This is a genomic window from Mucilaginibacter sp. PPCGB 2223, assembly GCF_001705515.1.
GTDB lineage: Bacteria > Bacteroidota > Bacteroidia > Sphingobacteriales > Sphingobacteriaceae > Mucilaginibacter.
Window position 1 is genome coordinate 32,269 of record NZ_MDJS01000004.1, and the last position, 24,381, is coordinate 56,649.

General features: G+C 47.2%; 21 protein-coding genes. 7 read left to right on the forward strand and 14 right to left on the reverse strand.

Features of this window, described 5'->3' with window-relative positions:
- Nucleotides 1-20 precede the first annotated feature (20 nt).
- From BEL04_RS18505 to BEL04_RS18550, 10 genes are all read right to left on the reverse strand, one after another.
- Nucleotides 21-2,306 (reverse strand): NADP-dependent malic enzyme, encoded by a 2,286-nt coding sequence (locus tag BEL04_RS18505; RefSeq protein WP_066006295.1) that lies wholly within the window; start codon nucleotides 2,304-2,306, stop codon nucleotides 21-23.
- Between the two features lie 305 nt (nucleotides 2,307-2,611).
- The gene (locus tag BEL04_RS18510; protein WP_066006296.1) at nucleotides 2,612-3,022 is read right to left on the reverse strand and encodes a VOC family protein; all 411 of its coding nucleotides are present in this window, start codon (nucleotides 3,020-3,022) and stop codon (nucleotides 2,612-2,614) included.
- A gap of 97 nt (nucleotides 3,023-3,119) precedes the next feature.
- A complete protein-coding gene (locus tag BEL04_RS18515; protein WP_066006297.1) occupies nucleotides 3,120-4,526 on the reverse strand; it encodes a lytic transglycosylase domain-containing protein in 1,407 nt (468 codons plus the stop codon).
- Nucleotides 4,527-4,585: 59 nt separating this feature from the next.
- Nucleotides 4,586-6,019 (reverse strand): Asp-tRNA(Asn)/Glu-tRNA(Gln) amidotransferase subunit GatA, encoded by a 1,434-nt coding sequence (gatA, locus tag BEL04_RS18520; protein ID WP_066006298.1) that lies wholly within the window; start codon nucleotides 6,017-6,019, stop codon nucleotides 4,586-4,588.
- 116 nt (nucleotides 6,020-6,135) lie between these two features.
- Nucleotides 6,136-7,425 (reverse strand): murein hydrolase activator EnvC, encoded by a 1,290-nt coding sequence (locus BEL04_RS18525; RefSeq protein ID WP_066006299.1) that lies wholly within the window; start codon nucleotides 7,423-7,425, stop codon nucleotides 6,136-6,138.
- A 12-nt stretch (nucleotides 7,426-7,437) separates the two neighbouring features.
- Nucleotides 7,438-8,274 carry a DUF4292 domain-containing protein gene (locus BEL04_RS18530; RefSeq protein ID WP_066006300.1) on the reverse strand — a complete coding sequence of 279 codons (837 nt, stop codon included), beginning with the start codon at nucleotides 8,272-8,274 and terminating at the stop codon, nucleotides 7,438-7,440.
- Nucleotides 8,252-9,979, reverse strand: a complete 1,728-nt coding sequence (locus BEL04_RS18535) for a tetratricopeptide repeat protein (RefSeq protein WP_066006301.1) — start codon at nucleotides 9,977-9,979, stop codon at nucleotides 8,252-8,254. Before BEL04_RS18535 ends, BEL04_RS18530 begins: the two co-directional genes overlap by 23 nt.
- 9 nt (nucleotides 9,980-9,988) lie before the next feature.
- The gene (gene dut / locus BEL04_RS18540; RefSeq protein WP_066006302.1) at nucleotides 9,989-10,420 is read right to left on the reverse strand and encodes a dUTP diphosphatase; all 432 of its coding nucleotides are present in this window, start codon (nucleotides 10,418-10,420) and stop codon (nucleotides 9,989-9,991) included.
- On the reverse strand, nucleotides 10,417-11,901 hold the full coding sequence (locus BEL04_RS18545) for an oligosaccharide flippase family protein (protein WP_139113107.1): 1,485 nt from the start codon (nucleotides 11,899-11,901) through the stop codon (nucleotides 10,417-10,419). Before BEL04_RS18545 ends, dut begins: the two co-directional genes overlap by 4 nt.
- A 26-nt stretch (nucleotides 11,902-11,927) precedes the next feature.
- Nucleotides 11,928-12,212: an acylphosphatase gene (locus tag BEL04_RS18550; RefSeq protein WP_066006303.1), complete on the reverse strand. Its 285-nt coding sequence runs from the start codon at nucleotides 12,210-12,212 to the stop codon at nucleotides 11,928-11,930.
- A gap of 138 nt (nucleotides 12,213-12,350) precedes the next feature.
- On the opposite strand from BEL04_RS18550, the gene BEL04_RS18555 reads away from it, so the two are divergent.
- Nucleotides 12,351-13,421, forward strand: coding sequence for an MBL fold metallo-hydrolase (locus BEL04_RS18555; protein ID WP_175404113.1), 1,071 nt, complete (start codon nucleotides 12,351-12,353; stop codon nucleotides 13,419-13,421).
- Between the two features lie 59 nt (nucleotides 13,422-13,480).
- On the opposite strand, the gene BEL04_RS18560 is transcribed toward BEL04_RS18555, so the two are convergent.
- Nucleotides 13,481-14,647: an amidohydrolase family protein gene (locus BEL04_RS18560; protein ID WP_066006304.1), complete on the reverse strand. Its 1,167-nt coding sequence runs from the start codon at nucleotides 14,645-14,647 to the stop codon at nucleotides 13,481-13,483.
- Nucleotides 14,648-14,788: 141 nt separating this feature from the next.
- Here BEL04_RS18560 and rlmN point away from each other — a divergent pair, with 141 nt between their 5' ends.
- From rlmN to BEL04_RS18590, 6 genes are all read left to right on the forward strand, one after another.
- The gene (gene rlmN / locus BEL04_RS18565) at nucleotides 14,789-15,835 is read left to right on the forward strand and encodes a 23S rRNA (adenine(2503)-C(2))-methyltransferase RlmN (protein ID WP_066006305.1); all 1,047 of its coding nucleotides are present in this window, start codon (nucleotides 14,789-14,791) and stop codon (nucleotides 15,833-15,835) included.
- 179 nt (nucleotides 15,836-16,014) lie between these two features.
- Nucleotides 16,015-16,566 carry a dihydrofolate reductase family protein gene (locus BEL04_RS18570; RefSeq protein ID WP_066006306.1) on the forward strand — a complete coding sequence of 184 codons (552 nt, stop codon included), beginning with the start codon at nucleotides 16,015-16,017 and terminating at the stop codon, nucleotides 16,564-16,566.
- A gap of 106 nt (nucleotides 16,567-16,672) precedes the next feature.
- Nucleotides 16,673-17,446 (forward strand): YHYH protein, encoded by a 774-nt coding sequence (locus tag BEL04_RS18575; RefSeq protein WP_066006307.1) that lies wholly within the window; start codon nucleotides 16,673-16,675, stop codon nucleotides 17,444-17,446.
- A 10-nt stretch (nucleotides 17,447-17,456) separates the two neighbouring features.
- Nucleotides 17,457-17,984 (forward strand): toxin-antitoxin system YwqK family antitoxin, encoded by a 528-nt coding sequence (locus tag BEL04_RS18580; RefSeq protein WP_066006308.1) that lies wholly within the window; start codon nucleotides 17,457-17,459, stop codon nucleotides 17,982-17,984.
- Nucleotides 17,981-18,793, forward strand: a complete 813-nt coding sequence (locus tag BEL04_RS18585; protein ID WP_254659601.1) for an SCO family protein — start codon at nucleotides 17,981-17,983, stop codon at nucleotides 18,791-18,793. The genes BEL04_RS18580 and BEL04_RS18585 overlap by 4 nt, the downstream gene beginning before the upstream one ends.
- A gap of 30 nt (nucleotides 18,794-18,823) precedes the next feature.
- Nucleotides 18,824-19,522 carry a ComF family protein gene (locus BEL04_RS18590; protein WP_066006309.1) on the forward strand — a complete coding sequence of 233 codons (699 nt, stop codon included), beginning with the start codon at nucleotides 18,824-18,826 and terminating at the stop codon, nucleotides 19,520-19,522.
- 87 nt (nucleotides 19,523-19,609) lie between these two features.
- Here the strand turns inward: BEL04_RS18590 and BEL04_RS18595 are convergent, their stop codons facing one another.
- From BEL04_RS18595 to BEL04_RS18605, 3 genes are all read right to left on the reverse strand, one after another.
- On the reverse strand, nucleotides 19,610-22,000 hold the full coding sequence (locus BEL04_RS18595; RefSeq protein WP_066006310.1) for a PAS domain S-box protein: 2,391 nt from the start codon (nucleotides 21,998-22,000) through the stop codon (nucleotides 19,610-19,612).
- Nucleotides 22,001-22,018: 18 nt separating this feature from the next.
- On the reverse strand, nucleotides 22,019-23,290 hold the full coding sequence (gene glyA, locus BEL04_RS18600; RefSeq protein ID WP_066006311.1) for a serine hydroxymethyltransferase: 1,272 nt from the start codon (nucleotides 23,288-23,290) through the stop codon (nucleotides 22,019-22,021).
- Between the two features lie 228 nt (nucleotides 23,291-23,518).
- On the reverse strand, nucleotides 23,519-24,262 hold the full coding sequence (locus BEL04_RS18605) for a ScpA family protein (protein ID WP_066006312.1): 744 nt from the start codon (nucleotides 24,260-24,262) through the stop codon (nucleotides 23,519-23,521).
- Between the last annotated feature and the right edge of the window lie 119 nt (nucleotides 24,263-24,381).

Sequence of the window (24,381 nt, forward strand, 5' to 3'; positions counted from 1 at the left end):
CTGAAATTTTTCCAGATTTTTTACTTGCCGGCTATCGTCTCTTTCTCCTGTGCATCAACCACAGCAATCGTCACCATGTTCACAATTTCGCGTACCGAACTGCCTAACTGCAAAATATGCACAGATTTTTTCATGCCCAGCAATATCGGGCCAACTGCTTCGGCACCGCCAAGTTCCTGTAAGAGCTTATAGGCAATATTGCCCGACTCCAGCGTCGGGAAGATCAATGTATTGGCAGGTTCGCCGGCCAATGTCGAGAAAGGATAATTATCCGAAAGCAGCGCCTGGTTGATGGCAAAGTTAGCCTGCATATCACCATCTACCACGATATCCGGATACTGGCTATGCAAAATGCTCACCGTCTCGCGGGTCATTTCGGGTATGGCGCCTTCGTTCGAACCAAAGTTTGAGTACGACAGCACCGCTATACGTGGTTTGATATTGAACTTACGTACCGACTTATCCATCAGTACGGTAATATCCACCAGATCCTGCGCGGTAGGGTTCACGTTCACGGTAGTATCACCAAAAAATACCGGGCCCTTTTTGGTGATCATCATATACATACCAGCCACTTTTTTAACCCCGGGTTCGGTGCCGATGATCTGCAAAGCCGGCTTTACCGTCGATACATAGTTTTTGGTCAAACCCGAAATCAATGCATCGGCATCGCCAAACTGCACCATGCAGGCGCCGTAATAGTTACGGTCGCGCATCAGTTTTTTAGCCTCGAACAGGGTTACGCCCCTGCGCTGGCGTTTACTGAACAGGTATTCGGCGTATTTGCAGGCGCGTTCGCCGGTATCCTGGCGCGGGTCGATGATGGTTACATCGCCCAGTTGCAGGTCGTTCTCCAGCATGATCTGTTTGATCCTGTCGACATTACCCAGCAATATCGGGATAGCGATACCCTCGTCGATCACGATCTGCGCCGATTTGAGTATTTTATAATTATCGGCCTCGGCAAAAACCACACGCTTCATGTTCGATTTTGCCTTGTTGGCGATGTTTCTCAGTATTTTATTATCTGTGCCTAAACGGGCCTTCAGCTCATCCGCGTAAGCGTCCCAGTCGGTTATCTGCTTGCGCGCCACGCCGCTTTCCATCGCTGCTTTGGCCACTGCCGATGACACCTCCGTAATCAACCGGTTATCCATCGGTTTGGGGATAATATAGTTTTTATCGAAGTGCAGGTTTTTGGCATTATAAGCCAAATTCACCTCTTCGGGCACTGTTTTTTTAGCAATTTCCGCTATGGCCTGCACCGCAGCCAGTTTCATTGCTTCGTTGATGGTGGTTGCACGCACATCCAGCGCGCCGCGGAAGATGTAGGGGAAACCCAGCACATTGTTCACCTGGTTAGGGTAATCGCTGCGGCCGGTGGCCATGATAATATCCTTACGGGTTTCAACTGCCAGGTCGTACGCGATCTCCGGGTTCGGGTTAGCCATTGCGAATACGATCGGGTTTTTAGCCATCGTTTTCAGCATTTGCGGCGTTACCACATCCCCTGCCGAAAGGCCGATGAACACATCGGCATCCTTCATCGCATCGGCCAGGTTATGCACATCGGTACGCCTGGTGGCAAATTCCATGCGGATATCGTCCAGATCGGTACGCTCCGGCGTGATCACGCCGTTGATATCAAGCATCACAATATTCTCGAGTTTAACACCCAATGACAAGTACATTTTTGTACACGATACCGCCGCCGCGCCCGCGCCATTCACCACCATTTTAATCTTGTCGAGCTTCTTTTTCTGCAGCTCGCAGGCATTGATCAGTGCGGCCGACGAGATGATGGCCGTGCCATGCTGATCGTCGTGCATTACCGGGATATTCATCTCGGCCTTTAACCTGCGCTCAATCTCGAAACAGGTTGGCGCACTGATATCTTCGAGGTTGATACCGCCGAAAGTGGGCTCGAGCGCTTTTACAATCCTCACAAACTCGTCTACATCGGTAGTGTTGAGTTCGAGGTCGAACACATCGATATCTGCATAGATCTTGAACAGCAGGCCCTTTCCTTCCATCACCGGCTTACTGGCTTCGGGGCCTATGCTGCCCAGGCCCAAAACAGCAGTGCCGTTGCTGATAACGGCTACCAAATTGCCTTTAGCTGTATATTTATACACATCATCGGTATTGGCGGCAATGCGCAAACATGGCTCGGCCACGCCGGGCGAATAAGCTAAGGAAAGATCGCGTTGTGTATTGGTCGGTTTGGTAGGTATTACCTGTATTTTACCCGGGCGCCCTTTGGTATGGTATTCCAGCGCGTCGAGTTTACGATTGGTCTTGTTCATTTTTCGATGAGCTCAGTTAAAGCGTACAAAAGTACGATCTTTTTTCGGCCGGAGTAAAAAATATGTTACCGGCTCGCCGGGCGTTATCATTTTCGCAATCAAAAAACAAAACACATGGGTATTTATGGGTATTTTTTGTTTAGTTTTTAATCCTCGATTACCAAATTCGCAATCAAGCTTATGCGCAATTCTAATTTACGAAAATGCAAGGGGTTATTTGTCTCATGGTTTTGAGAGCGCGATTAGTGACACTCGGCGCTAAAAGCATATCGATAACAAGATTCTAAATAACAATTATCCGGGTTCTATTTCTTCATCCAATTGCTGTAGGTTGTTTCCTCAGGCACATCGGTCAAACTCTCAAATTCAAGCCGGTACCCGTCCGGATCTTGAAGGCTAACCACCCACATCCCGTTACCAACAAAGGGCTCTTTAACAAATACACCCTTATCTAAAAACTCATGGTATAAGGCCAGTGCATCGCCACATTGGTGACAGATAGTTACCCCGCGGCCTAACGGCTCAGCGTTAAGCTCACGCGGCTGCTGCAACATAATCGAAACGGCATCGCGTTCCAGCCAACACCATTCGACTTTGCCGCGGGGTGTCCATTGGTTCGTCATCTTAAACCCCAGGCCCTCGCAATAAAAATTCAACGAGGCTTCCATGTCCTTCACCATAAAAAATGGCACAGATAGCTTAATGTTTCGTTGCATTAACCGTTCTAAAGATTTTAAAAATTCCAGAGAGCCTTTGCCGTGTCGGAACATGAAACCCGTGCGTTCCCGGAAAAAAGCTTCGTGCTTCTAACGTCTATCCTTTGGTAATCTTCAAGGTCATGCCCGGCTGCAAACGCTCGCCTTTCAGGTTATTGGCCGATTTGATCTTTTCAACGGTCAAACCATCAAACTTTTCGGCAATGGCCGACAGGGTATCGCCCTGGCGTACTTTGTACGTAATAAAATTACGGCCTGTCTTTTTTGCAGATGCTGATTCCGAAGCAGGTGGGGCGGTCAGGCGCAGTTCGGTGCCGGTGGCCACTTTACTTTTGCTCAGATGGTTCCAGGCTTTCAGCTCGCTCACTTCCATGCCATATTTATCGGCTATCGAAGCCAGCGTTTCACCTTTTTTTACTCGGTGCGAAGCCGGTATCTCGGGGGTAGATTCTTTTAGTTTCTTTTTTGCAGGTGTTTCGTTCACGCTGGTGCGGACAGGTTCAAACTGCTCCGAAGTAATGTTCGGGTCGTTCAGTGCGTCGTATAGCTGGGTAAAGCTTGCTTTGTCTATCTGCGGTATCACCAATCGCTTCGGCGCAGCGTCCGAGCCGTTAACCACCTGCATTTTATACTGTGGGTTCAACATGCTGATCTGCCGCGTATCCACATTCAGCACTTTCGAAATATTGGCCAGCGATACATATTTGTTTACTAAAATAGTATCCGTTTTTACCGGCATCTCGCAAACTCGCGGCGCAATGCCATGTTTGCTGTAATTATTCATCACATAAGCTATCGCGATAAAAGCGGGCACATAGTTACGTGTTTCGGCAGGCAGGTACGGGCGTATCGACCAAAAGTCGCTCGCTCCGGCTTTTTCGATGGCGCGGGTGATAGCGCCTTTGCCACAGTTATACGAGGCTATGGCCACCAGCCAGTCGCCAAAATCGAGATAAGCATCTTTAATATACGCAGCGGCGGCATAGCTGGCTTGTATAGGGTCGCGGCGCTCATCCACATAATTGTCTATATTTAAACCGTAAAGCTTGGCTGTAGCGAACATAAACTGCCATGGGCCGGTAGCGCCTACGCGAGATACGGCGTACGGGTCGAGCGCCGATTCGACGATCGAGAGGTATTTGATCTCTTCGGGAACACCCGCATCGTGGAAAGCTTTTTCGTATATCGGGAAATAGTATTTGGTTAATCCCAGCACGCGGGCCATCTCCTCTTTGCGCGAGGTATAGATATCGATGTAGCTTTGCACGTATTCGTTATAATCAAGCGGTATTTCCTTCTGGATCGAATCCAGCCGGTGTTTGAAAGCAGCGCCCTGGTACGACATCGTGCCAACAGTTACCACAGGTAAAATAGTGGTATCGCGGTGGTTGCTGTTGAGTGCCGACGAATCGGCCCTGAAAACTGGTGTGAAGGTTTTTGAAAGGTCGGCTTTTGCAACTTGGATGATAAACAGGCAGGCAATAAAAGTCGATAATTTCCTCATGCTTTAATTTTTAGGGTTTTTACGGCCAAAGCCATACTTTAGTTACAGATACTAAGATACTAATTTTTAGCAAGTTCCAACACATATTTGGAAAAACTAAATAAACCACTTTCGTTAAACGATTTGGTTATTAACTGTAACGCTAACGGCAAACCCGCCTTGTTATTGCCCAGGGGTATTGAAATTGCAGGTATACCCGCTAATGAGGCTTGTACGGTAAAAATATCTTCGAGATACATCACGATCGGATCTTTTATAATCTCGGCAATGCCGAAGGCTGGCGTAGGTGTGGTAGGCGAAAGTATAAAATCGTAATCCCTGACTATTTCAAGCGTCTTTTCCTGTATCAATCGGCGTGTTTTTTGTGCCTTGGCATAATAAGCATCATAATACCCCGAGCTTAAAATAAAGGTGCCCAGCATAATGCGGCGCTTCACTTCCTTACCAAAACCTTCGGAGCGCGATTTTTTATAGGTCGACTCTAAAGTCGTAGCATTGCGGCTGCGGTAACCGTAATGCACGCCATCGTACCGCGCCAGGTTTGATGAAGCTTCGGCCATGGTGAGGATATAGTAGGTAGGCACCACATAATCCATGTATTTGAACGATACAGGCTCAACGACGTGCCCATCGGCTTGTAATTTTTCGATATATTGCGATAACAGTTCTTTGATCTCAGGGGCAACGCCCGGACTGGTCAATGCTTCACTAATGTAAGCGATCCGTTTTTTCCCGGTATCTTTCAGTTCGTTGGTATATGCCGGGACAGGTACATTAGCGGCGGTGGCATCGTAATCATCGGCGCCGGCCATAATTTCCATCAGCAGAGCGGCATCTTCGATGGAGCGGGTCATCGGTCCGGCCTGGTCAAACGACGAAGCATAAGCGATCAATCCGTAGCGCGATACCCGGCCATAAGTCGGCTTTAGCCCCACTATCCCGCAAAAAGCGGCAGGCTGCCTTACCGAGCCGCCGGTATCGGTACCAATGGCGGCATGGCACATGTCTGCCTGCACGGCCACCGCCGCACCTCCCGATGAGCCTCCCGGTACTTTGGTATGATCGGCATGGTTCTTTACCGGGCCGAAGTAGGATGTCTCGTTCGAGCCGCCCATGGCAAACTCGTCGCAATTGGTACGGCCTATGATGATGGCATCTTCGGCTAACAAACGCTCAATGATCGTGGCCGAATAAACGGATTTAAACCCATCCAGAATTTTCGACGAAGCGGTAACCTGGTGGTCTTTATAACAGATATTATCCTTAATAGCCAGCACCATCCCCGCTAAACGGCCGGCCGTTCCCCTTTGCAGCTTCTCATCAACACTTTGGGCAAACGCCAATGCTTCATCACCGTAAACCTCGTTAAAAGCATTTAAATGTTCGTTTAGCTTTATGTTGTGCAAATATCCTTCAACCAGCCCCACAACGGTAGTTTTACCTTGTTGCAGATCTGTTTGTATGGCCGACAAAGAGGGGTATGATATCGTCATGCAGCGAAAATAAAAAAACTTATCAAAGTACAACTATAAAACAGCCGTCCCGCAATAAATTAGGCTACAAATTTAATAGATTAAGTATATTTTGAATAATTAAATTATACCGGCCCTTATTTAGGCGCCAGCCACGAAGTTGGGTTCTGGTAGGTTTCGCCTTTCAGCACCTCGAATATTACTTCATAATCGCCGGTGGCCGGATCGGTAGCAGGTGAGCCGACAGCCTGTTTATAGCTTACTTTTTGCCCCTTACTTACCGACGCGGTGCGCAGGTTGGAGTATACCGTAAAATAACCGCCGTGGCGTACCACAACCGTATAGGTGCCGGCAACATCGGCAACCAGCATTACATCACCATCAAAAACAGCGCGTATGGTGGCATCCTTTGATGTTTTGATATTGATACCATTGTTTTCATCCTTAATACCATCGGTATAGATCACGCCAAAATTCTGGGTGATCACACCTGCCGCAACGGGCCATGGCAAGCGGCCTTTATTACCCAAAAAGTCGCTGGATGCTTTTACCGCTTCGGGTGTTGCTTCTAAGGATTCGCTGGTGGTTTTGGTCGGTCGCTTAGGGGATACCACAACCGGAACCGGCCGGTTCTCGGCGCGCGCCTTGTCGGCCGCGGCTTTTTGTTCAGCGGCAAGTTTAGCTGCAGCACGGCGCCTTTCCTCCTCAGCCTCCCGGCGGATAGCCAGTATGATCTGCCTGTCCAGTTCGCGGGCCTTTCGTTGTTTTTCGGCTATCTGCTGTTTAAGCTGTTTCTGGTTTTTCGACAGGTCCTTCAATACCTGGTCCTGGTCATTCTTTTCTTTACCTAAATTAGCTTTTTGTTTTTCCTGATCTACCAGCAGGGTATTTTTCTCGGCCTTGTTCTTATCCAGTTCAACAATCTTATTGTTCAGATCCTTTTGAGTCCCGGTAATATAACGTGCCTGTCTTTCGCGGTAAGCGCCAATCTGCTGCATGTATTTCAACCGCTTATAGGCCTGGTTAAAATCCTTGGCCGCAAAAACAAACATCAGTTTATTGTATGCGCTTTTGTTGCGGAAGGCAAAGATCACCATTGCGGCATATTCCTTTTTTAGCTGGTTAAGCTGGTTTTGCAGGCTGTGGACGGTATTGGTATTGTCGGATATCTGGTTATCCAGCAACCTGATCTGCGCGCTCATGTTCTTGATCTCCTCTTCCCGGAGCTGGATCTTGGCTTTGATGATGTTCAACTCGCGCAGGGTCGATTTTTTATTATTCGCGGTTTCTTCGAGGTCGTGGTTAAGTTTTTCCAGCTGCTGATTGAGCTGTTCGCGCTGCCTTTTAAGGTCATCGCTGCTTTGTGCAAACGTTTTTACCGTTCCGAGTATAAAGAATAGAATTACAAACGCTTTAAAAAACTTCATCAAACAAATATATTAGTTTACTACCGAATATCGGGACGGAACCTGGAAAGGAAATTCAAGATTGGTATTAAAATCGGCTTTGGTATAAGTTAAAGCTATATTAATTTTCGATTTGATGGATGTAGCGTTAATATTGATCTGTGCCGGCAAGGTACGGTCGGCCACCTGCATGGTGCCGTTATATTCCACATCGAGGTCGCGGGCAACAATACCCCGGCTGCTCATACTGGTTTTGGCCAGGCGCATATTATTGCTGATAAATAATTTGTATAAAATATCCTGTAAAGCACCGCTTAGTACCAAACCGTTTTCGTTTGGTTGCACGGCACTGCTATCGCTAACCAGGCCCGGCCAGGTATTGCCTACGATCAGGTTTTCCAGAGCCTGAAAATTAACCTGGTTACCAGCGTATTGATTAATGTAACTGAACGGTTTTTTAGTATACGTGGCATCGAGCCGGTTAATTATTTTAATGCTATCGGGCGTGATGAGCGCGCGTGCGCCCTCCAAACCTAAAAGCGCGGTGACCGACACCCATATTTCCTGCCCGCGCTTAATGCGGATGTTTAGGGTAACATCGTTGTTATTGCCATCGATGTTCATTTTTGCTTTGGCTTTCGCCGAAAAGGTGGTAAAACTGAGCTGGGTTGCCTGTATAGACCCTAATTGTTGTGCTGTAAGATGAGCAGTTTCGGGAGTTTTAGCGTTTGTACCTACCATTTTGGCAGTATCGGCTTTTACCCGGATAGTGTCGGGCTTTTGCGTGGCAATTAATTTCTTTTTCGCCGAACAGGCCGACAGGGTCAATAAAGCTAACAGGAGTATCTTATTCGATATATTTCTTTTCATTAATCTTGCGGTCTAAAGCGGGACTTTGCGCACCCAGTTGTTTTGCTTTTTTCCAGTTCTGTACGGCGCCGTCAACATCGTTCAGATAGAACAGGATATCACCGTAATGTTCGATCAGTGTCGCATCTTTACCCTTATCGCCAGCAATGGCTTTCTCAATCCACTGCTTAGCTTCGGTATATTTTTTTTGCTTGAACAATATCCAGGCATAAGTATCCTGGAACGATGAACTACCCGGTTGCAGATCGTTGGCATGTTTGGCCATTTGCGCGGCCTTATCCAATTGCTCGCCCCGCAGACTGAGATAATAGGAGAAATTGTTTAAAGTATAAGCGTTATCGGGATTATACTCGAGCGACTTAGCGTAAGCCTCATCCGAGTTTTTGTAATCCTTAATACTATGATAACAATCTCCCGCTACCGAATAACTTTGCGAAAGCAAGCCGTTATCCTGTGTTTCGAGCGAAGGCACATTGGTAATATAGCTGATGGCTTTGTTATATTCTTTTTTTTGCGCCCAGGCCACACCTACCAGGTAATTCATCCAGGCCTGGTTCGGGAAAATGGACAAAGCTTCTTCGCCGTCTTTGGCCGCGGCATCGATATCGTTATTGCTGAGCTCAACGCGCACCAGCTGATCCCAAACCCCATAAACCTGGTTATTGAGGCTGATCGATTTTTTATAGGCGGCCTGCGCTTCTTTATTATAGTCGTTTTGCTGCAGCATATCGCCGTAGGCAGCATATGAGCGCGAATCGTTGGGATAGGTTGTGGTTAATATCCGGCTCAGTTCCAATGCGCTGGCCTTGGCGTTTGGATCGGGAAATTTGGGAAGGTAGCCCGATATGATATGCAGCTTTTGCTCGATATCACCGTCGGGCAAAGCAAACGCCCGCTTGATCTGGTCGTAGCTGGTTTTATAGTCCTTTTTATCGCTGTAGATGTCGGCCAGGGCCAGGTGCACCAATTCGTTGTTCGGGCTTACCTTTTCGGCACGCAGCAAAACGCTTTGCGCCTTATCGTTCATGTTGTTGGAGTTGTACAACTCGGCCAGCAACAGGTAATACCTTATCTGATCGGGGTTGGATTTGATCATCTCTTCCAACTCGCCGGTGGCCAAATCTAGTTTACCCTGTTTCAGATATATTTTTTGCCGGTTGATGATCAGGCCGTCATTCAGGCCGGTTATCTGCTCCAACTGCTTGTACACTTCAAGCGCCTGGTCGTACTTCTTTTCGGCGTAAAGCACGTTGGCCTTCTCAAACAAATACTGCGGGTTGTTCGGATCGATACGGATCAGCTCGTCGTAAGCGTTCTCGAGCTTCGGTATATCGTTTATCTTCTCATAGCTCTCGGCCAAGGCGGCCCAGTAATATTTGTTGTCGGGTTGCAGGGTGGTAGCTTTTTCATACAGGCTGCGGGCTGCGGGTTCGTCTTTTTGCAGGCGCTTAATGTTACCAAGCTCATACAGCGACGCGTCGTTAAGCGGGTCAATCTGCAAAACACGGGTGAACAATCCGGCTGCTTCAGGATAGCGTTCGCCGGTCTTCTCGCACAAAGCATTAAAAAATAGCTGGCGTACCATGTTACTGTCGGCACCGGTAAGGGGCTTGTTAACCGGGCGCACGGTTTTTTTATCCTGCGCAAAGCTAACCGATACCGCAAACGGCAACAGCAAAAATAGTATGGCGCTCCACTTCTTCATTTCTAAAAATTAAACCCCTGTATGGCCATAACCGCCATGCCCGCGCATTGTTTCGCTCAAATCTTCAACCTGCTCCCAAACTACCGTTTCGTGTTTAGCTACGATCATCTGTGCGATACGCTCGCCGTGATTGATCACAAAAGGTTCGGTCGACAAATTCACCAGCAGCACCTTGATCTCGCCGCGGTAGTCGGCGTCGATGGTGCCGGGCGAATTAACGATACCGATACCAAATTTAAAGGCCAGCCCGCTGCGCGGCCTGATCTGTGCTTCGTAACCTACCGGCAGTTCGATATGCAAGCCTGTTGGTATCAGTTTACGTTCCATCGGGTTCAGGGTTACAGCGGTTTCGAGGTCGGCACGCAGGTCCATACCCGCGGCATGCGCGGTTTCGTAAGCCGGTAAAGCATTTTTTGATTTGTTGATTACGCGTATGTTCATTTTCTTTTTAATATCTGCACCAGTTCTTTACGCTCGGCCATGAATGTAATTAACGCAAAAATCAGCAAAAGTGCATTGCCAACAAAAATATTACGTTTAAATACATAGAAAGACAAAACGACAAGCACGATTGAGGCGATAATATACGCCACATTTTTCTTCAAATTATAGGGGATGGGATAATTTTTTTGTCCCCAAATGTACGAAAGTATCATCATGACCGTATATGAGGCAAACGAAGCCCAGGCCGATGCCATGTAACTGAAACGGGGGATAAACAGGATATTAAGTACGATGGTCAGCATAGCGCCAACGCCTGATATATACAGGCCATATTTGGTTTGATCGGATAGCTTGTACCAGATCGACAGGTTCATGTAAATACCTAAACTTACATAACCGAACAGTAAGGGCGGCACGCAAGGCAATCCCACCCAAAAACTTTTACCGATAAAGTATTTAAGTAACTGAATGTTGGCCGTAATGGCTAAAAAACCGATGCTCACCGCTATGACAAAATAATCCATAATGCGGGCGTAGGTAACACCCGCGTTTTTGTTTTTAGCGTGGCTGAAAAAGAAAGGCTCGGCGCCCAGCCTGAACGCTTGTACAAACAGGTTGAGGAAAATGGATATTTTAGCGCAACCGGCATAAATACCCAATTGTTCGCTGCTGATATTTTTGGGCAACAACTTAGCCAGCAGCATTTTATCCAGGTTTTCGTTGATGATAAACGAAAAATTGGCCACCAATATCGGCAAGCTGTAAATTAACATACTGCGCCCCATAGCGGCATCCAGCTCGAAGCGGAGCTTTAGCACTTCTGGCAAAAGCAGCACAAAAGTAAGTGCGCTGGCAGCGAGGTTCGACAAAAAGATATACCCAAGCCAGCCCTGCTTGAACCATGATGCCACCCAGCCGGAACCGGGGTAATGGTGGCTCACAACAAAAGGCAGCACATACATAAATATCAGGTTAAGGGCTATAAATACCATTACATTGGCCAGTTTAATAAACCCGTAACGCCCCGGCCGGCCGGCTGCGCGAACCCTGGCAAAAGGCACAACGCACCAGGCATCGATCACCAAAAAGCTTGCGAAATAAATAACATATAAGCGATAATCGTGAAAAGAAGTGGTGCTCTCGATAGCTACCCAGCCGGCTATAGTATTTAAAAAAGGCAACACTGCCAGTAAAAACAAAACGGTGATACAAATGATGGTAGTAAAGGCATTATTATAAACCTGCGGTTTTTTATCGTCGTGCTTATTCAGATACCTGAAAAAGGTAGTCTCCATACCAAAGGCCAGCAATGCCTGCAGCATGGAGGCATACGAAAACATATTCGAAAAAATGCCGTAGATACTTTTGCTGTAGATACGCGTATAAGCCGAGGTAAGAAAAAAATTCAGCATCCGCGAGGCAATGGTACTTAAACCATAAATGGCGGTTTGCCCGGCAAATTTTTTAGCTGTTGACAATGGTTGTTCTAATAATTGACCTGTTGTTATTCGATCCGTTTAACGATCTCAAAATTACGATAGTTTTTCAGTTCGGCTTCATGGGTTTCAACCGAATTTACTACTGCGCCGGTCGGGCCTTCGTGGCACCAGTCCAAAAACAGCTGCATGTTCCAGTCGTCGGCTTCGGCTTCGGCATATACGCTGCCATCGGGCTGGTTGAGAATAATCCCCCTTACGCCCAACTGATCGGCAACAGCCTTGGTGGCATACCTGAACGATACGCCCTGCACTTTGCCTTTAACCGTGATATTTAAATGCTTTTTTTGCATGGGGCAAATATACGCAAGCTTGGATAAGAGTAACAATCCTGTCCGCACCATCGTATTAAGCAAAAAAGCAATTATCTTAGGGTAAAATAACCGACGGATATGAGCGTTATTGGCAGTTAGAGAATGAAGAGGAGTTGTTTGAGGATTGGGATCGCTGTGCTGTTGCTCACGGCGATTGCGGGCTGCGGAATAGTCAGATCGGTAGGTAAAAACCCGAATGGCGACGAGCTTGCACGGCTGGATACTTTACCTAACTATAAGAACGGGGCTTTCGAAAACCTGGCTGAGCTCTCCGATTCGACCATCAGACACAATCTTATTTTTCATCATCGCCCTAAAACCGTCAGGCCATCGCACGAGCTGCCCTGGGTTAAAACCGATTTGAATAAGCTGCCCGCCCCCGCGCCCACCATCGTTTGGTTCGGGCATTCATCTATGCTCATCAAAACCGGGCAGGACAATATACTCATCGATCCTATTTTCAGCAACCATGCCGGGCCGGTACCCGGGCTGATCACCGCCTTCGCGGGCACCAGGCATTATCATGCCGCTGATATGCCACCGATAGATGTGCTGATCATCTCGCACGACCATTATGACCATCTCGATTACCGCACGCTGAAAAAACTGAAAGACCGCATCAAAATGGCCGTGGTACCGATGGGCATAGCATCTGACCTGGTATACTGGGGATTTGACCGTAAAAAGATCATCGAACTGAACTGGAACCAATCGGCAACCCTGCCTGGCGGCCTGCAAATAACTGCAGCGCCGGCGCAGCATAAAAGTAACCGTACCTATTCTTCAGAGAATAAAACCCTTTGGGCGTCCTTCGTGATACAGGCTGGCCATTACCGCATGTTTTACAGCGGCGACAGCGGTTACGGCCCCCACTTTAAACAGATAGGCGAACAATACGGCCCGTTCGACCTGGCGCTGCTGGAATGCGGACAGTACAGCCCTAACTGGCCGTGGACACACCTCTGGCTCGGGCAGGCCGCCCAGGCAGCTGTCGACCTGCGGGCGCATTTGCTGCAGCCCATCCACTGGGCCAAGTTTGTTGAGGCCGACCACCCCTGGAACGAGCCTATAGAAAAGCTGCTACCTGCTGCCGAAAAACTGCATGTGCAGGTAAACGTTCCGCGTATCGGCGAGCCGTATACCCTCGGCGATCCGCCAGACAAGGCTGTGTGGTGGGATTTTAAATGAGCCAAACCGGATTAGTTTTCTACCCTTGCTTTTTCTGAAAAGGCAGAAAACGGTGTATTTCAGATCAACCTTTTAACCTTAGTTTCATCAGTAATGGTAAAGCCATCCAAACCGGTAAGCAGGTTCAGCCCGGGTGTTTTACCTATTTCTATCGAGCCTTTTTCATCATCTATACCTAAAAACTTCGCCCCATTCAGAGTTCCCCATTGCAAAAGCTGCTGCAGCGATATCTCCGGAAAATTATTTTGTATTGCGTACATCTCGCTCAGTAAGCACAGTTTATGGTTCGATGCGAGGCTATCGGTACCCAGCGTAATATTGAAGCCTTTATCCAGGAACAGGTCGATCTTTGGCAGGCGTCCTTCGATATACAAATTGGCATTAGGGCAAAAGCACCAGGTAATTTTACGATCGAAACGTTTAACAAAGTAAATATCCTTGAGGTTGGTAAAGGTGTTGTGCACCAGCAGGATGTTTTGCTTGTTGGTAAGCAGCGGGATGGTGGTTTGCACCGAATTGCGCGCCTGCGGCTTAAAAAAACCGATATCGATATCGAACGATTTATAGAGGTCTAAAAAATCGCCGGTTTTATACCGGTAAAACTTGTTCTCCTCCTCGGTTTCCTGGTTGTGGATGCTGATGAGGTTAGGCTGCTTTTCGCAAAGGCGGTAAATCAGTTTAAACAGATCCTTACTTACCGAATAAGGCGCATGCGGCGTTATTGAAGCAGATAGTTGTTTATGCTCTTCGCGCAAAGCCAAGGCATTATCAAAAACATCCTGGGCCCTGTCGGGTGTAAAGCCAAATACTTCGATGAAGGTATGATAATAGAGTTTGCTTTTACGTTTAACAGCGATCGTATCGGCCGAGTTGGCTATATCGCCTACGGCTACAATACCGTTATCGTACATTTCCTTATCGGCGGCAGTTGCTGCAGCAAGTATCACGTCTTTATCCGCATTACGTTGCGACTGTAAATTTTTTATAAAACTGATCAGCCCGCCAGCTGGGGCAATCTTACTTTTCAGGTGCGAAAGCTCAACATGGCAATGAGTATTGATAAAACCGGGACAGATAACCCCCTTTAAATGCTCAACATTTTTATCGGTTTGTATCAACCCGTCGTCAAGGGCCAATATTTTACCGTGATCATCAACAGTTACAATTCCATTTTTTATCGGTTCGGCATTAACAGGGAAAACGTAATCGGCTCTAAATTTTCTCATTAAATTGTAATTGATGTTCTTACTAAAACATCAACCTTTACTTAAGGTTTTTTAACCAAAAGTAATTTTTGATGTAATTTCAATAAAAACAAGCATTTATAAAAGGGTACATTTTTTAATTTAAGTAACTTTGCAGCAGCAATGCAAAGCAACAAGATTGACATCCGTAGTTTAAGCCTCGAAGAGCTCAAAAAACACTTCGTGCAATCAGGGGAAAAAAGTTTCAGGGCAGCACAGGTTTATGAGTGGCTTTGGAAGAAATCATGTTCCTCATTCGGCGAGATGAGTAACCTTTCAAAAGAGCTTCGTCAAAAACTTGATGAGCTGTTCACCATCAACAATGTTAAAATAAACACTTCGCAATATAGTGCTGATAAAACTATAAAAAATTCTTTTATTTTACACGATAATCATTTAATTGAGGGCGTTTTAATCCCGGCTGATGACCGGATGACGGCCTGTGTATCGTCGCAGGTGGGCTGCAGCCTCACATGTAAATTTTGTGCTACAGGGTATATGGAGCGTAAACGTAACCTCAATCCCGACGAAATATACGACCAGGTGGTGCTGATCGACCGCCAGGCGCGCGAAAACTACAACCACCAGCTAACCAATATTGTGTATATGGGCATGGGCGAGCCCCTGCTTAACTATGCCAATGTGTTAAAATCCATCGAGCGCATCACCGCCGAAGACGGCCTCAATATGGCCGCCAAGCGCATCACGGTATCCACCGCAGGCATTGCCAAAATGATCAAAAAACTGGGCGACGATGGCGTAAAATTTAACCTCGCTTTATCACTCCACGCCGCTAACGACAAAAAGCGCAACGAGATTATGCCCATTAACGAGCAAAACTCGCTCAAGGCCCTGGCCGAAGCTTTAAAATATTATTACGCCAAAACCAAAAACCCGGTTACTTACGAGTACATTGTTTTTAACGATTTTAACGACGAACTGCAGGACGCCATGGAGCTGGCTAAATTCTGCAAACACGTGCCCTGCAAGGTCAATATCATCGAGTATAACCCCATATCCTTTGCTGCCTATACCAATGCCGATGTAGATAAGATCGAGGCTTTCGCCGATTACCTGCGCAAACAGGATATCATCACCAACGTACGCCGCAGCCGCGGTAAGGATATCGATGCAGCCTGTGGGCAACTGGCGATAAAGGAAAAGGTGTAATTTAGTATTGAGTATTGCGATATACGTATTGCGCTATCGCTTTTAGCTTTACTTTTTCGTCTCAATACGCAATACGCACATCGCAATACTTACTTAAGCACCCTCCTTTTTGTCGCAAATCACCCGCACAAATACCGCATTTTATTCCTGATCTTTATTCCAATCAAAAAACCAACCCAATGGGAAATGTAGTTTACGGCATCAACATCAGCGTTGATGGCTGTTTTGATCACACCTTTGCTAATCCCGATGAAGAGATCATGGATTATTTCACCAACCTTATACAGGATGCCGACGTGATTGTGTACGGACGTAAAACCTATGAGCTGATGGTCCCTTACTGGCCCGATGCTGCAAAGGCTCAATCGGGAACCAGGGCGGAGCTCGATTTTGCGCAGGCATTTACAGCTACCGACAAAATCGTTTTTTCGAAAACGCTCGGTACAGTAAAGGGAAACAGCCGGATTATTCGTGACAACCCGGAAGAAGAAATTCGTAAACTGAAGCAGCAGCCAGGCACAAAAATTTCGATCGGTGGTGTAACCCTGCCCTCGCAGCTGATAGCGGCCGGCCTGGTTGATGAATTTTATTTTGTCGTTCACCCTGTTATTGTCGGCAAAGGGGCGCGGTTGTTTGATCGCATCGGTCTGCCGGAACAACTCAATTTAAAACTAACTGAGGCTAAGATATTTAAATCAGGCGCTGTAGGATTGCATTATCTGAAACCATAATCAATAGTCACAGCCTGAATTAATTTTTATTTTTTTCGCAGGTTTTTCATTCGGGTGGCTTCTAATGTTAGAAAGTCTCTCTTTCCACCTAAATAATTGATTAGAAATGAAAACCAGATTAATCCTGTTTATGGCGGCCGTTGCGGCAACAGCTACCATAACCGCAGCCTGCAAAAAAGCATCGTCAACCGATAACACAACAACCACGACCACCACAACCATTGGCGCCGGAGTGCCTGATGTTTATAAAAAAATATACGGCGCTACCAGTATCACCATCGAAGGCAACTACGTGGTGATCAAAGCCACCAGTCTGCCCGACCATAAATCGCCCTATTACCAGGGTACGCAATGGTCGAACAAATACGAAGCTTACAACGGCACCAACTCTGCCTGGAACCAAAACCCCAATACCATTGCCGAAAGCGATTGTACCTACAAAATCCCCCTTAACCCAACTGTAGCAAGTACACACGCCACTACGCCGCTTGGCCCTATGGGCGTGGCCATTAACGGTGTGCCTATTTTTAACCAGTACGCGGCAGGCGGCGCGGCTTTAACCGGCGAAATCAACAGTTTCGACCAGTACGACGGCCACCCGCAGCAGCAGGGACAATACCATTACCATGCCGAGCCTTATTATTTAACCGCTAATAAAGGTAAAGATGCCCTGATCGGCTTCCTGCTGGACGGCTTCCCTGTTTATGGCCCGACTGAAAACGGCAAAACCATCAGCAACAGCGATTTGGATACCTATCATGGTCACTTTGCGGTAACAGCCGATTATCCAAGCGGTATTTATCATTACCATACCACTGCGGCGGCACCTTATATTAACGGAAGCGGGTTTTATGGCACGGCAGGCACGATATCTTACTAAATTTTGCTGTATGGCGCTGCTGCTGTTTTCGTGCACAAAACAGCGCAGCAACTTAAAAATAGCAATGAACAATGCAGGCTTTAGCCAAAGCGGCGATGTGGTTTTGTATCATAACCAGCCGTTTAACGGCATTGCCTATACCTTATACCCTACGGGCGATACAGCAAGGCGCGCAGAATATGTTAACGGCAAACAGGATGGCTGGCTTAAATGGTGGTACCCTAATAAACAGCCCGATCAGGTACGCTGGTTTGCCGATGGTAAAAAACAAGGTGTCCATCGCGGCTGGTGGCCCGGCGGGCAACAAAAATTTGAATACCATTTTACCGATGATGAGCTTGACGGAGAACTGAAAGAATGGGGAGCCAATGGCCGGATGTACCGTTTCTTTCATTATAAAATGGGGCACGAGGAAGGCAGCGAAAAAATGTGGTGGGAAGACGGCAAGGTTCGCGCCAATTATGTGATCATCAACGGCGAAAAGTTTGGCTTATTTGGGCAGAAGCTCTGTGTAAACGGCTTAAGAAAGCGATCATGAAAGATAGCAATTCAAATCTTCTCTCCACGGGAGGGTGGCGTCGGGACGCGCTATGGCAGGAAGGGCATTATCCGGCAGGCCCGGCGAAATACCCTTCCATGCCCCCTCCCGTGGGGAAAGAACTGTATGCGGCATTAGCTCTCCATTCTTTAATCGGTTCTTTTAAAGCGATAGCTTTATTTTTAGTTGTAATAACCACGCTATACGGCTGCAGCCGGACCGAAAAAAACGACCCGCCCGGCCTGCCCTATTTTAATACGCCCGATTTTACCCCAACCTGGCCCGATAAAAACTCCGCTGCTTACCAGCAGATGCATACTATACCGGCATTTACCTTTACCGACCAATATGGCAAAAGCATAAGCAACGGCACCGTAACCGGCAAGATTTATGTCGCCGACTTTTTTTTTACCCGCTGCGGCAGCATCTGCCCGAAAATGACGGATAACATGAGCGTCGTCGCCAGAACGTTTATGCATAACGATACGGTGATGATCCTCTCCCACTCGGTTACACCCGAACTCGACAATGTCAGCGTGTTAAAAGCTTATGCTGAGCATAAAAAAATTATCAACCCCAACTGGCATTTGCTAACCGGCGATAAAACGGCTATCTATAACATTGCCCGCCGGGGCTACTTTGCCGACGAGGCCATAGGTTATGATAAAGATGAGTCGCAGTTTTTACATACCGAGAACTTTATCCTGGTAGATAAGCACGGCCGTATACGAGGCGTTTACAACGGCACCATCATGTTCGAGGTGGAGAACCTCATCCGCCACATTAAAATTTTAGAGCAGGAAGGCTGATAATTTAGTTCGAATGGCTACATTCAGCCAATGAAACTGCGGGCAACTTATCTTAAAGATTTTATTGCGCTCATCTTTCCGCAATTGTGCCAGGCCTGCGGCAATAATCTCATTACCGGCGAAGAACTGATATGTACCGCCTGCCAGTACGATCTGCCTTATACCAACTTCCATCAGCAGGCCGATAATGTGGTCGCACGGCAATTCTGGGGCAGGATCGATCTGCAATCGGCTTACGTTTTGCTGTATTTTTCGAAGGGTGGCAGGGTGCAGAACATGATGCACCAGCTCAAATACCGCAATACACCGAAGATCGGCAACAGGCTGGGCGAAATTGCCGGTAAACAATTGGTTACCGCGGCCTGCTATAATGATATAGATATAATTATACCAGTGCCTTTACATCCGCGCAAGCTGAAACAGCGTGGTTACAACCAAAGCGCGCAGTTTGCAGAGGGCCTGGCGCAAAAACTAAACAAACCTGTGGATACGGTTAATCTCATCCGCCTAAAACATACCGATACGCAAACAAAAAAATCACGCTTTTTGCGATACGAGAATATGAAAGATGTTTTTGGCGTCTGCAACGCAGAACAACTTGCAGGAAAGCATATTCTACTGGTCGATGATATCATCACCACCGGCTCAACCCTCGAAGCCTGCGGGTTGGAATTGTTAAAGATACCGGGAGTCAGGGTGAGTGTTGCGGCTATTGCGTATGCTGAGTGATTTAGTCAGTAGTGAATAGTGAATAAAAATGATGAGCTGTTAATATTACTGAATATTCAAGCAACTGACCACTCACAACTCACCACCCTATTCTTTCGAAAACTTGCTGATCTTATCATACAGATCTTTAGGGTTGAACGGCTTCAGGATATAGTCGTTCATGCCGGCCTCACCTATCATGCCCATCTGGTTGTTGAGCATAGATGCGGTAAGCGCAATAATCGGTAATTGCTGGCTGTAGGTATCGGCCTTTGCGCGCAGCACTTTGGTGGCTTCAAGGCCGCCCATTTCGGGCATGTGGATATCCATCAGCACTACATCGTAATCGCCTCTGGCTTCAATTTTTTCGAGTGCCTGACGGCCATTCTCGGCAAAATCGGCGTTAACACCCCATTTCTTTAATACTTTATCGATCAGTAAACGGTTGATCTGGTTATCATCAACCACCAGTATATTGAGTTTTAAGCCAATTTCCACTGCTTGTGTTTTTGTTTTTAATGTATCGGCGCTTTTGTTAAACGTTATGGTAAACCAAAACTTCGATCCCTGACCGTAAGTGCTCTCTACGTTTATCCGCGAATCGTGCAGCTCTACCAGGCGCTTGGTAATGGCCAGGCCCAGACCCGTGCCGCCATACAAACGGGTTATATTGGCGTCGGCCTGCTTGAACGACTCAAATATCGTATTAATTTTATCAGCCGCAATACCGATACCCGTATCCGATACCTCAAAACGTATCCGTACCTCGTTATTGGTTTGCTCGATGACCTTCAGGTCGATAGTTACGCCGCCTTTATCGGTAAACTTAACCGAGTTGCCCACCAGGTTCAATAGTATCTGGCAAATGCGTGTTTTATCACCGATGATATTTTCGGGCAGGCTCTCATCAACCTGGGCCTTAAGATACACATTTTTACCTTTTGCTTTAAACTGCATCGAGTTCACCACGCCATCCACCAACTCTCGCAGGTCGACCGGTATTTTTTCGAGCTCGATATTGCCTGTTTCGATCTTGGTAAAATCGAGCACATCGTTAATCAGCGTCATCAGGTTATCTGCCGAGAACTTGAGTATCTTCAGGTTTTCCTTTTGCGATTCGTTCGGGTTATCCTCCATCAGCAGGTGCGAGATACCGATCACCGCATTCAGCGGCGTGCGTATCTCGTGGCTCATTACCGAGATGAACATATCCTTGGCCCGGTTAAGCTGCACGGCCTCTTCCTTAGCGGAGATGAGTTCGTGCTCGGCTTTCTTTTTAGCAGTGATATCAATAATCACCTCTACGTATTTATCGATATTGCCGAACTGATCGAGGATAATAGAATTGATGACCGATATCCAGATAGGTTGCCCGTCTTTACGGTACATCAGCAGGTCGACCTCGAACGATTGTTTATTTTTCGACAGTTCGCGCGCTTTATGAATGATGGATACATCCGTCAGCTCGCCTTTGATCTTATCGCCCAGGGCATTACCTTCCACATCTTCGAGGTGATAACCTGTGATCTTTTCAAAAGCATCGTTCACCCAAACCACTTTGTTATTGGCATCGCTTATCACTACGCCGTTGCTTACCTTGCTGGCCACCAGCGAAAGCTGTTCCAGTTCGGCTACCACTTTTTTCTGGTAGGTGATATCGCGGCCGCTGGCATACCAGTTTTCTTTTTTGGCGATGACCGACCAGCTTACCCATTTAATTTCGCCGGTACGGGTAATGATACGGGTTTCGAGCTCGTACGATTTCTTTTTATTACGCAGCCCGTCTTCAACAATTTTAAGCAGGTGGTCGCGGTCGCCTTTCGGGAAGAAGTACCATATCGGGTGGCCGATAGCTTCCAACGGCGTATAACCCAAAATACGGGTTACCGAATCGTTGATGAGTTGTATGCGTGTGGTCCTGTCCATCACACAATGTATCTCGGGCGAGTTATTGAACAGGTTAAAAAATTCGTTGTGCAGTTTAAGGCTTTCTTCGAGCTCTCTTTTTTGCTTCCGCAAAGTAAGGTGCGAGACCACTTCGTGAGCTAAGGTTACCAAAGCATCCTTTTGTTCAACTGTCAGATTCCGGGGCACGGTATCGACCACGCAAATGGTGCCCAGCCTGTAACCTTCGTTATCAATAATAGGGACCCCCGCATAAAACCGGACCCAGCCGTCAACAACGGCGGGGTTATCCGCGAATAGTTCGTTCTGGCGGGCATCGGGCACTTCCAGCACTTCGTCGCTCATAATGGTGTAGCGGCAAAAAGTTTCTGACCGGGCTATCTCATTGTTCGGTAGGCCGATATTAGCTTTGTACCACTGCCTGTCGGCATCGATAAAAGTAATGAGCGAGACAGGGGTTTGGCAGATGTAAGCTGCTAAACGATTAATCGCATCGTAATCCTTTTCGGGTAAAGTATCCAGTATATGATATGAGTTGAGCGCATCAAGGCGCTCAGACTCATTTGCCGGAATAGGATTACGGGACAATATCATTCACTAAAAAATCAGCAATTACTTGTAAAGGGGAAATTTCTCTACGAGCTCATTAACCTTATTACGCACTTTTTTCAGATTATGTTCGTTTTCAGGATCTTTTATTACAGCATCTATCAATTCTACAATCTTTTCCATCTGTTTTTCCTTCAAACCGCGGGTAGTAACAGCTGCAGTACCTACCCTGATGCCCGATGTTACAAACGGCGATTTATCATCATAAGGCACCATGTTTTTGTTCACGGTAATATCGGCTTTTACCAGGGCATTCTCGGCATCTTTACCGGTGATATTTTTATTTCGTAAATCTAATAAAATCAGGTGATTATCCGTGCCCCCCGATACAATATTGTAGCCATGGTTAATAAACGCCTCGGCCATGGCGGCAGCGTTCTTTTTAACCTGTACAATGTACTTCATGTAATCTTCGCTCAGAGCCTCGCCAAAAGCTACCGCTTTGGCAGCGATGATATGCTCCAGCGGGCCGCCCTGTGTACCCGGAAATACGGCCGAATCAAGCAGAGCCGACATCATTCGTATTTCGCCTTTAGGCGTTTTCAGGCCCCATGGGTTCTCAAAATCCTTACCCATCATGATCATGCCGCCACGGGGGCCACGCAGGGTTTTATGGGTTGTTGTGGTTACGATATGGCAATGCGGCAGCGGGTCGGTCAGCAAACCACGGGCAATTAAACCTGCCGGGTGCGAAATATCGGCCAGCACCAGTGCGCCAATTTCGTCGGCTACTTTACGGATGAACGCGTAATCCCAGTCGCGCGAGTAAGCCGAAGCGCCGCAGATGATCATCTTCGGTTTTTCCTTTAATGCCACCTTGCGCAATTGCTCATAATCGATGAGGCCGGTATCTTTTTTAACACCATAAAAAAGAGGCACATATAATTTACCTGAGAAATTTACCGGCGAACCGTGTGTTAAGTGCCCGCCGTGCGAAAGGTCGAACCCCAGAATTTTATCGCCGGGTTGTAAACAGGCAAGCATTACAGCGGCGTTAGCCTGCGCACCTGAGTGCGGCTGTACGTTGGCCCATTCGGCGTTGAACAACTGTTTCGCACGCTCGATAGCAATGGTCTCGATCTCGTCGACGATCTGGCAGCCGCCATAATAACGTTTGCCTGGCAAACCCTCGGCATATTTGTTGGTTGCAACCGATCCGGCTGCTTCCATTACCTGTTTGCTGACAAAGTTTTCCGAAGCGATGAGCTCCAATCCTTCTTCCTGGCGTTGCTGTTCTTCGTCCAGTAAATTAAAAATAAGTTTATCTCGTTTCATTGTGGTGTTTAAAGGGCGCTAAGTTAGTAAAAAAGCAGGAAGCCTGAAGCAAGAAGCTGAAAGCTAAATGCATAAAACATAAAGTGTTCTGTTTCGAGACCGGCAAATTTAAAAGTTTGGGCTTATGGCTTTGTCCTTACAGAATAAAGTATAAGCATAAGCCTTAAAATTCAGAATAATAACTTATCGGCCTTACCAATAAAGGCGTCTTGCTTCCGGCTTCAAGCCTCACGCCCTTGCGGATACCCAAAAATTATTAAACCCGGTGCCTATCTGTATCGATATCAGCTCCTGCTGCAGCATTTCGAGCAGGGCAAGGAAGTTGTAGACGAAGTGCACTTTGTTGGCGCTGTTCTTCCTGATCTGGCTGAAATCAAGCCGCTTATTGATCTCGATCAATCTGGCAATGGCCTCTTTTTGCTTTTCGATAGTGTACGGATATTGCACTACCGTATGCTTTACCACCTTGCTGGCGGTGCGGTAACGGGTAAGTACACGGTTGTAAACCAGCATCAGCTTGTACAGGTCGAAGCTTTCGAGTTCTTCGCCCGGTGTGGCCAAACCGGCTACGGCTTCCATATCTACATGGATATTGCCGCGCTTTTCGCGTTTAAAGCGCTCGTCTTCCATGGGCTTCAGCTCTTCACAAACCAGTTTATATTTTTTGTATTCGATGAGCTTGCGGATCAGGTCGGCCTTAAGATCGACCTCGTTGCCATCCCCGTCGACCTCGTAACGCGGCAGCAGCATTTTGGCTTTGATGCGCATCAGCGTGGCTGCTACATAAATAAATTCGCTGGCCAGCTCCATGTTGAGCTGCTGCATGTGGTGCAGATAATCGAGGAAATCGTCGGTTATTTTGGCGATGGAAATTTCGTGAATATCGAGCTCGTCCCGTTCGATAAAGAACAGGAGCAGGTCGAACGGGCCTTCGAACTGCGGGAGCTTGATCTCGAAATTTTCTTCTGTCATGGTAACAGCCTCAAAAATAACAGAATTACGGAATTTCAATGTCGAATTTATCAAAGATAGCACTGGTTGATTAGGATTACACCGAAAAGCTTGCGTTAGCGGTAGTAGCGGGTACCGGC

Excerpts from the sequence above, each read along its gene's own strand:
- BEL04_RS18505 (WP_066006295.1), bottom strand. The coding sequence starts at position 2,306 with ATGAACAAGACCAATCGTAAACTCGACGCGCTGGAATACCATACCAAA.
- BEL04_RS18510 (WP_066006296.1), bottom strand. The coding sequence starts at position 3,022 with ATGCAACGAAACATTAAGCTATCTGTGCCATTTTTTATGGTGAAGGAC.
- BEL04_RS18515 (WP_066006297.1), bottom strand. The coding sequence starts at position 4,526 with ATGAGGAAATTATCGACTTTTATTGCCTGCCTGTTTATCATCCAAGTT.
- gatA (WP_066006298.1), bottom strand. The coding sequence starts at position 6,019 with ATGACGATATCATACCCCTCTTTGTCGGCCATACAAACAGATCTGCAA.
- BEL04_RS18525 (WP_066006299.1), bottom strand. The coding sequence starts at position 7,425 with ATGAAGTTTTTTAAAGCGTTTGTAATTCTATTCTTTATACTCGGAACG.
- BEL04_RS18530 (WP_066006300.1), bottom strand. The coding sequence starts at position 8,274 with ATGAAAAGAAATATATCGAATAAGATACTCCTGTTAGCTTTATTGACC.
- BEL04_RS18535 (WP_066006301.1), bottom strand. The coding sequence starts at position 9,979 with ATGAAGAAGTGGAGCGCCATACTATTTTTGCTGTTGCCGTTTGCGGTA.
- dut (WP_066006302.1), bottom strand. The coding sequence starts at position 10,420 with ATGAACATACGCGTAATCAACAAATCAAAAAATGCTTTACCGGCTTAC.
- BEL04_RS18550 (WP_066006303.1), bottom strand. The coding sequence starts at position 12,212 with ATGCAAAAAAAGCATTTAAATATCACGGTTAAAGGCAAAGTGCAGGGC.
- BEL04_RS18560 (WP_066006304.1), bottom strand. The coding sequence starts at position 14,647 with ATGAGAAAATTTAGAGCCGATTACGTTTTCCCTGTTAATGCCGAACCG.
- rlmN (WP_066006305.1), top strand. The coding sequence starts at position 14,789 with ATGCAAAGCAACAAGATTGACATCCGTAGTTTAAGCCTCGAAGAGCTC.
- BEL04_RS18570 (WP_066006306.1), top strand. The coding sequence starts at position 16,015 with ATGGGAAATGTAGTTTACGGCATCAACATCAGCGTTGATGGCTGTTTT.
- BEL04_RS18575 (WP_066006307.1), top strand. The coding sequence starts at position 16,673 with ATGAAAACCAGATTAATCCTGTTTATGGCGGCCGTTGCGGCAACAGCT.
- BEL04_RS18580 (WP_066006308.1), top strand. The coding sequence starts at position 17,457 with ATGGCGCTGCTGCTGTTTTCGTGCACAAAACAGCGCAGCAACTTAAAA.
- BEL04_RS18585 (WP_254659601.1), top strand. The coding sequence starts at position 17,981 with ATGAAAGATAGCAATTCAAATCTTCTCTCCACGGGAGGGTGGCGTCGG.
- BEL04_RS18590 (WP_066006309.1), top strand. The coding sequence starts at position 18,824 with ATGAAACTGCGGGCAACTTATCTTAAAGATTTTATTGCGCTCATCTTT.
- BEL04_RS18595 (WP_066006310.1), bottom strand. The coding sequence starts at position 22,000 with ATGATATTGTCCCGTAATCCTATTCCGGCAAATGAGTCTGAGCGCCTT.
- glyA (WP_066006311.1), bottom strand. The coding sequence starts at position 23,290 with ATGAAACGAGATAAACTTATTTTTAATTTACTGGACGAAGAACAGCAA.
- BEL04_RS18605 (WP_066006312.1), bottom strand. The coding sequence starts at position 24,262 with ATGACAGAAGAAAATTTCGAGATCAAGCTCCCGCAGTTCGAAGGCCCG.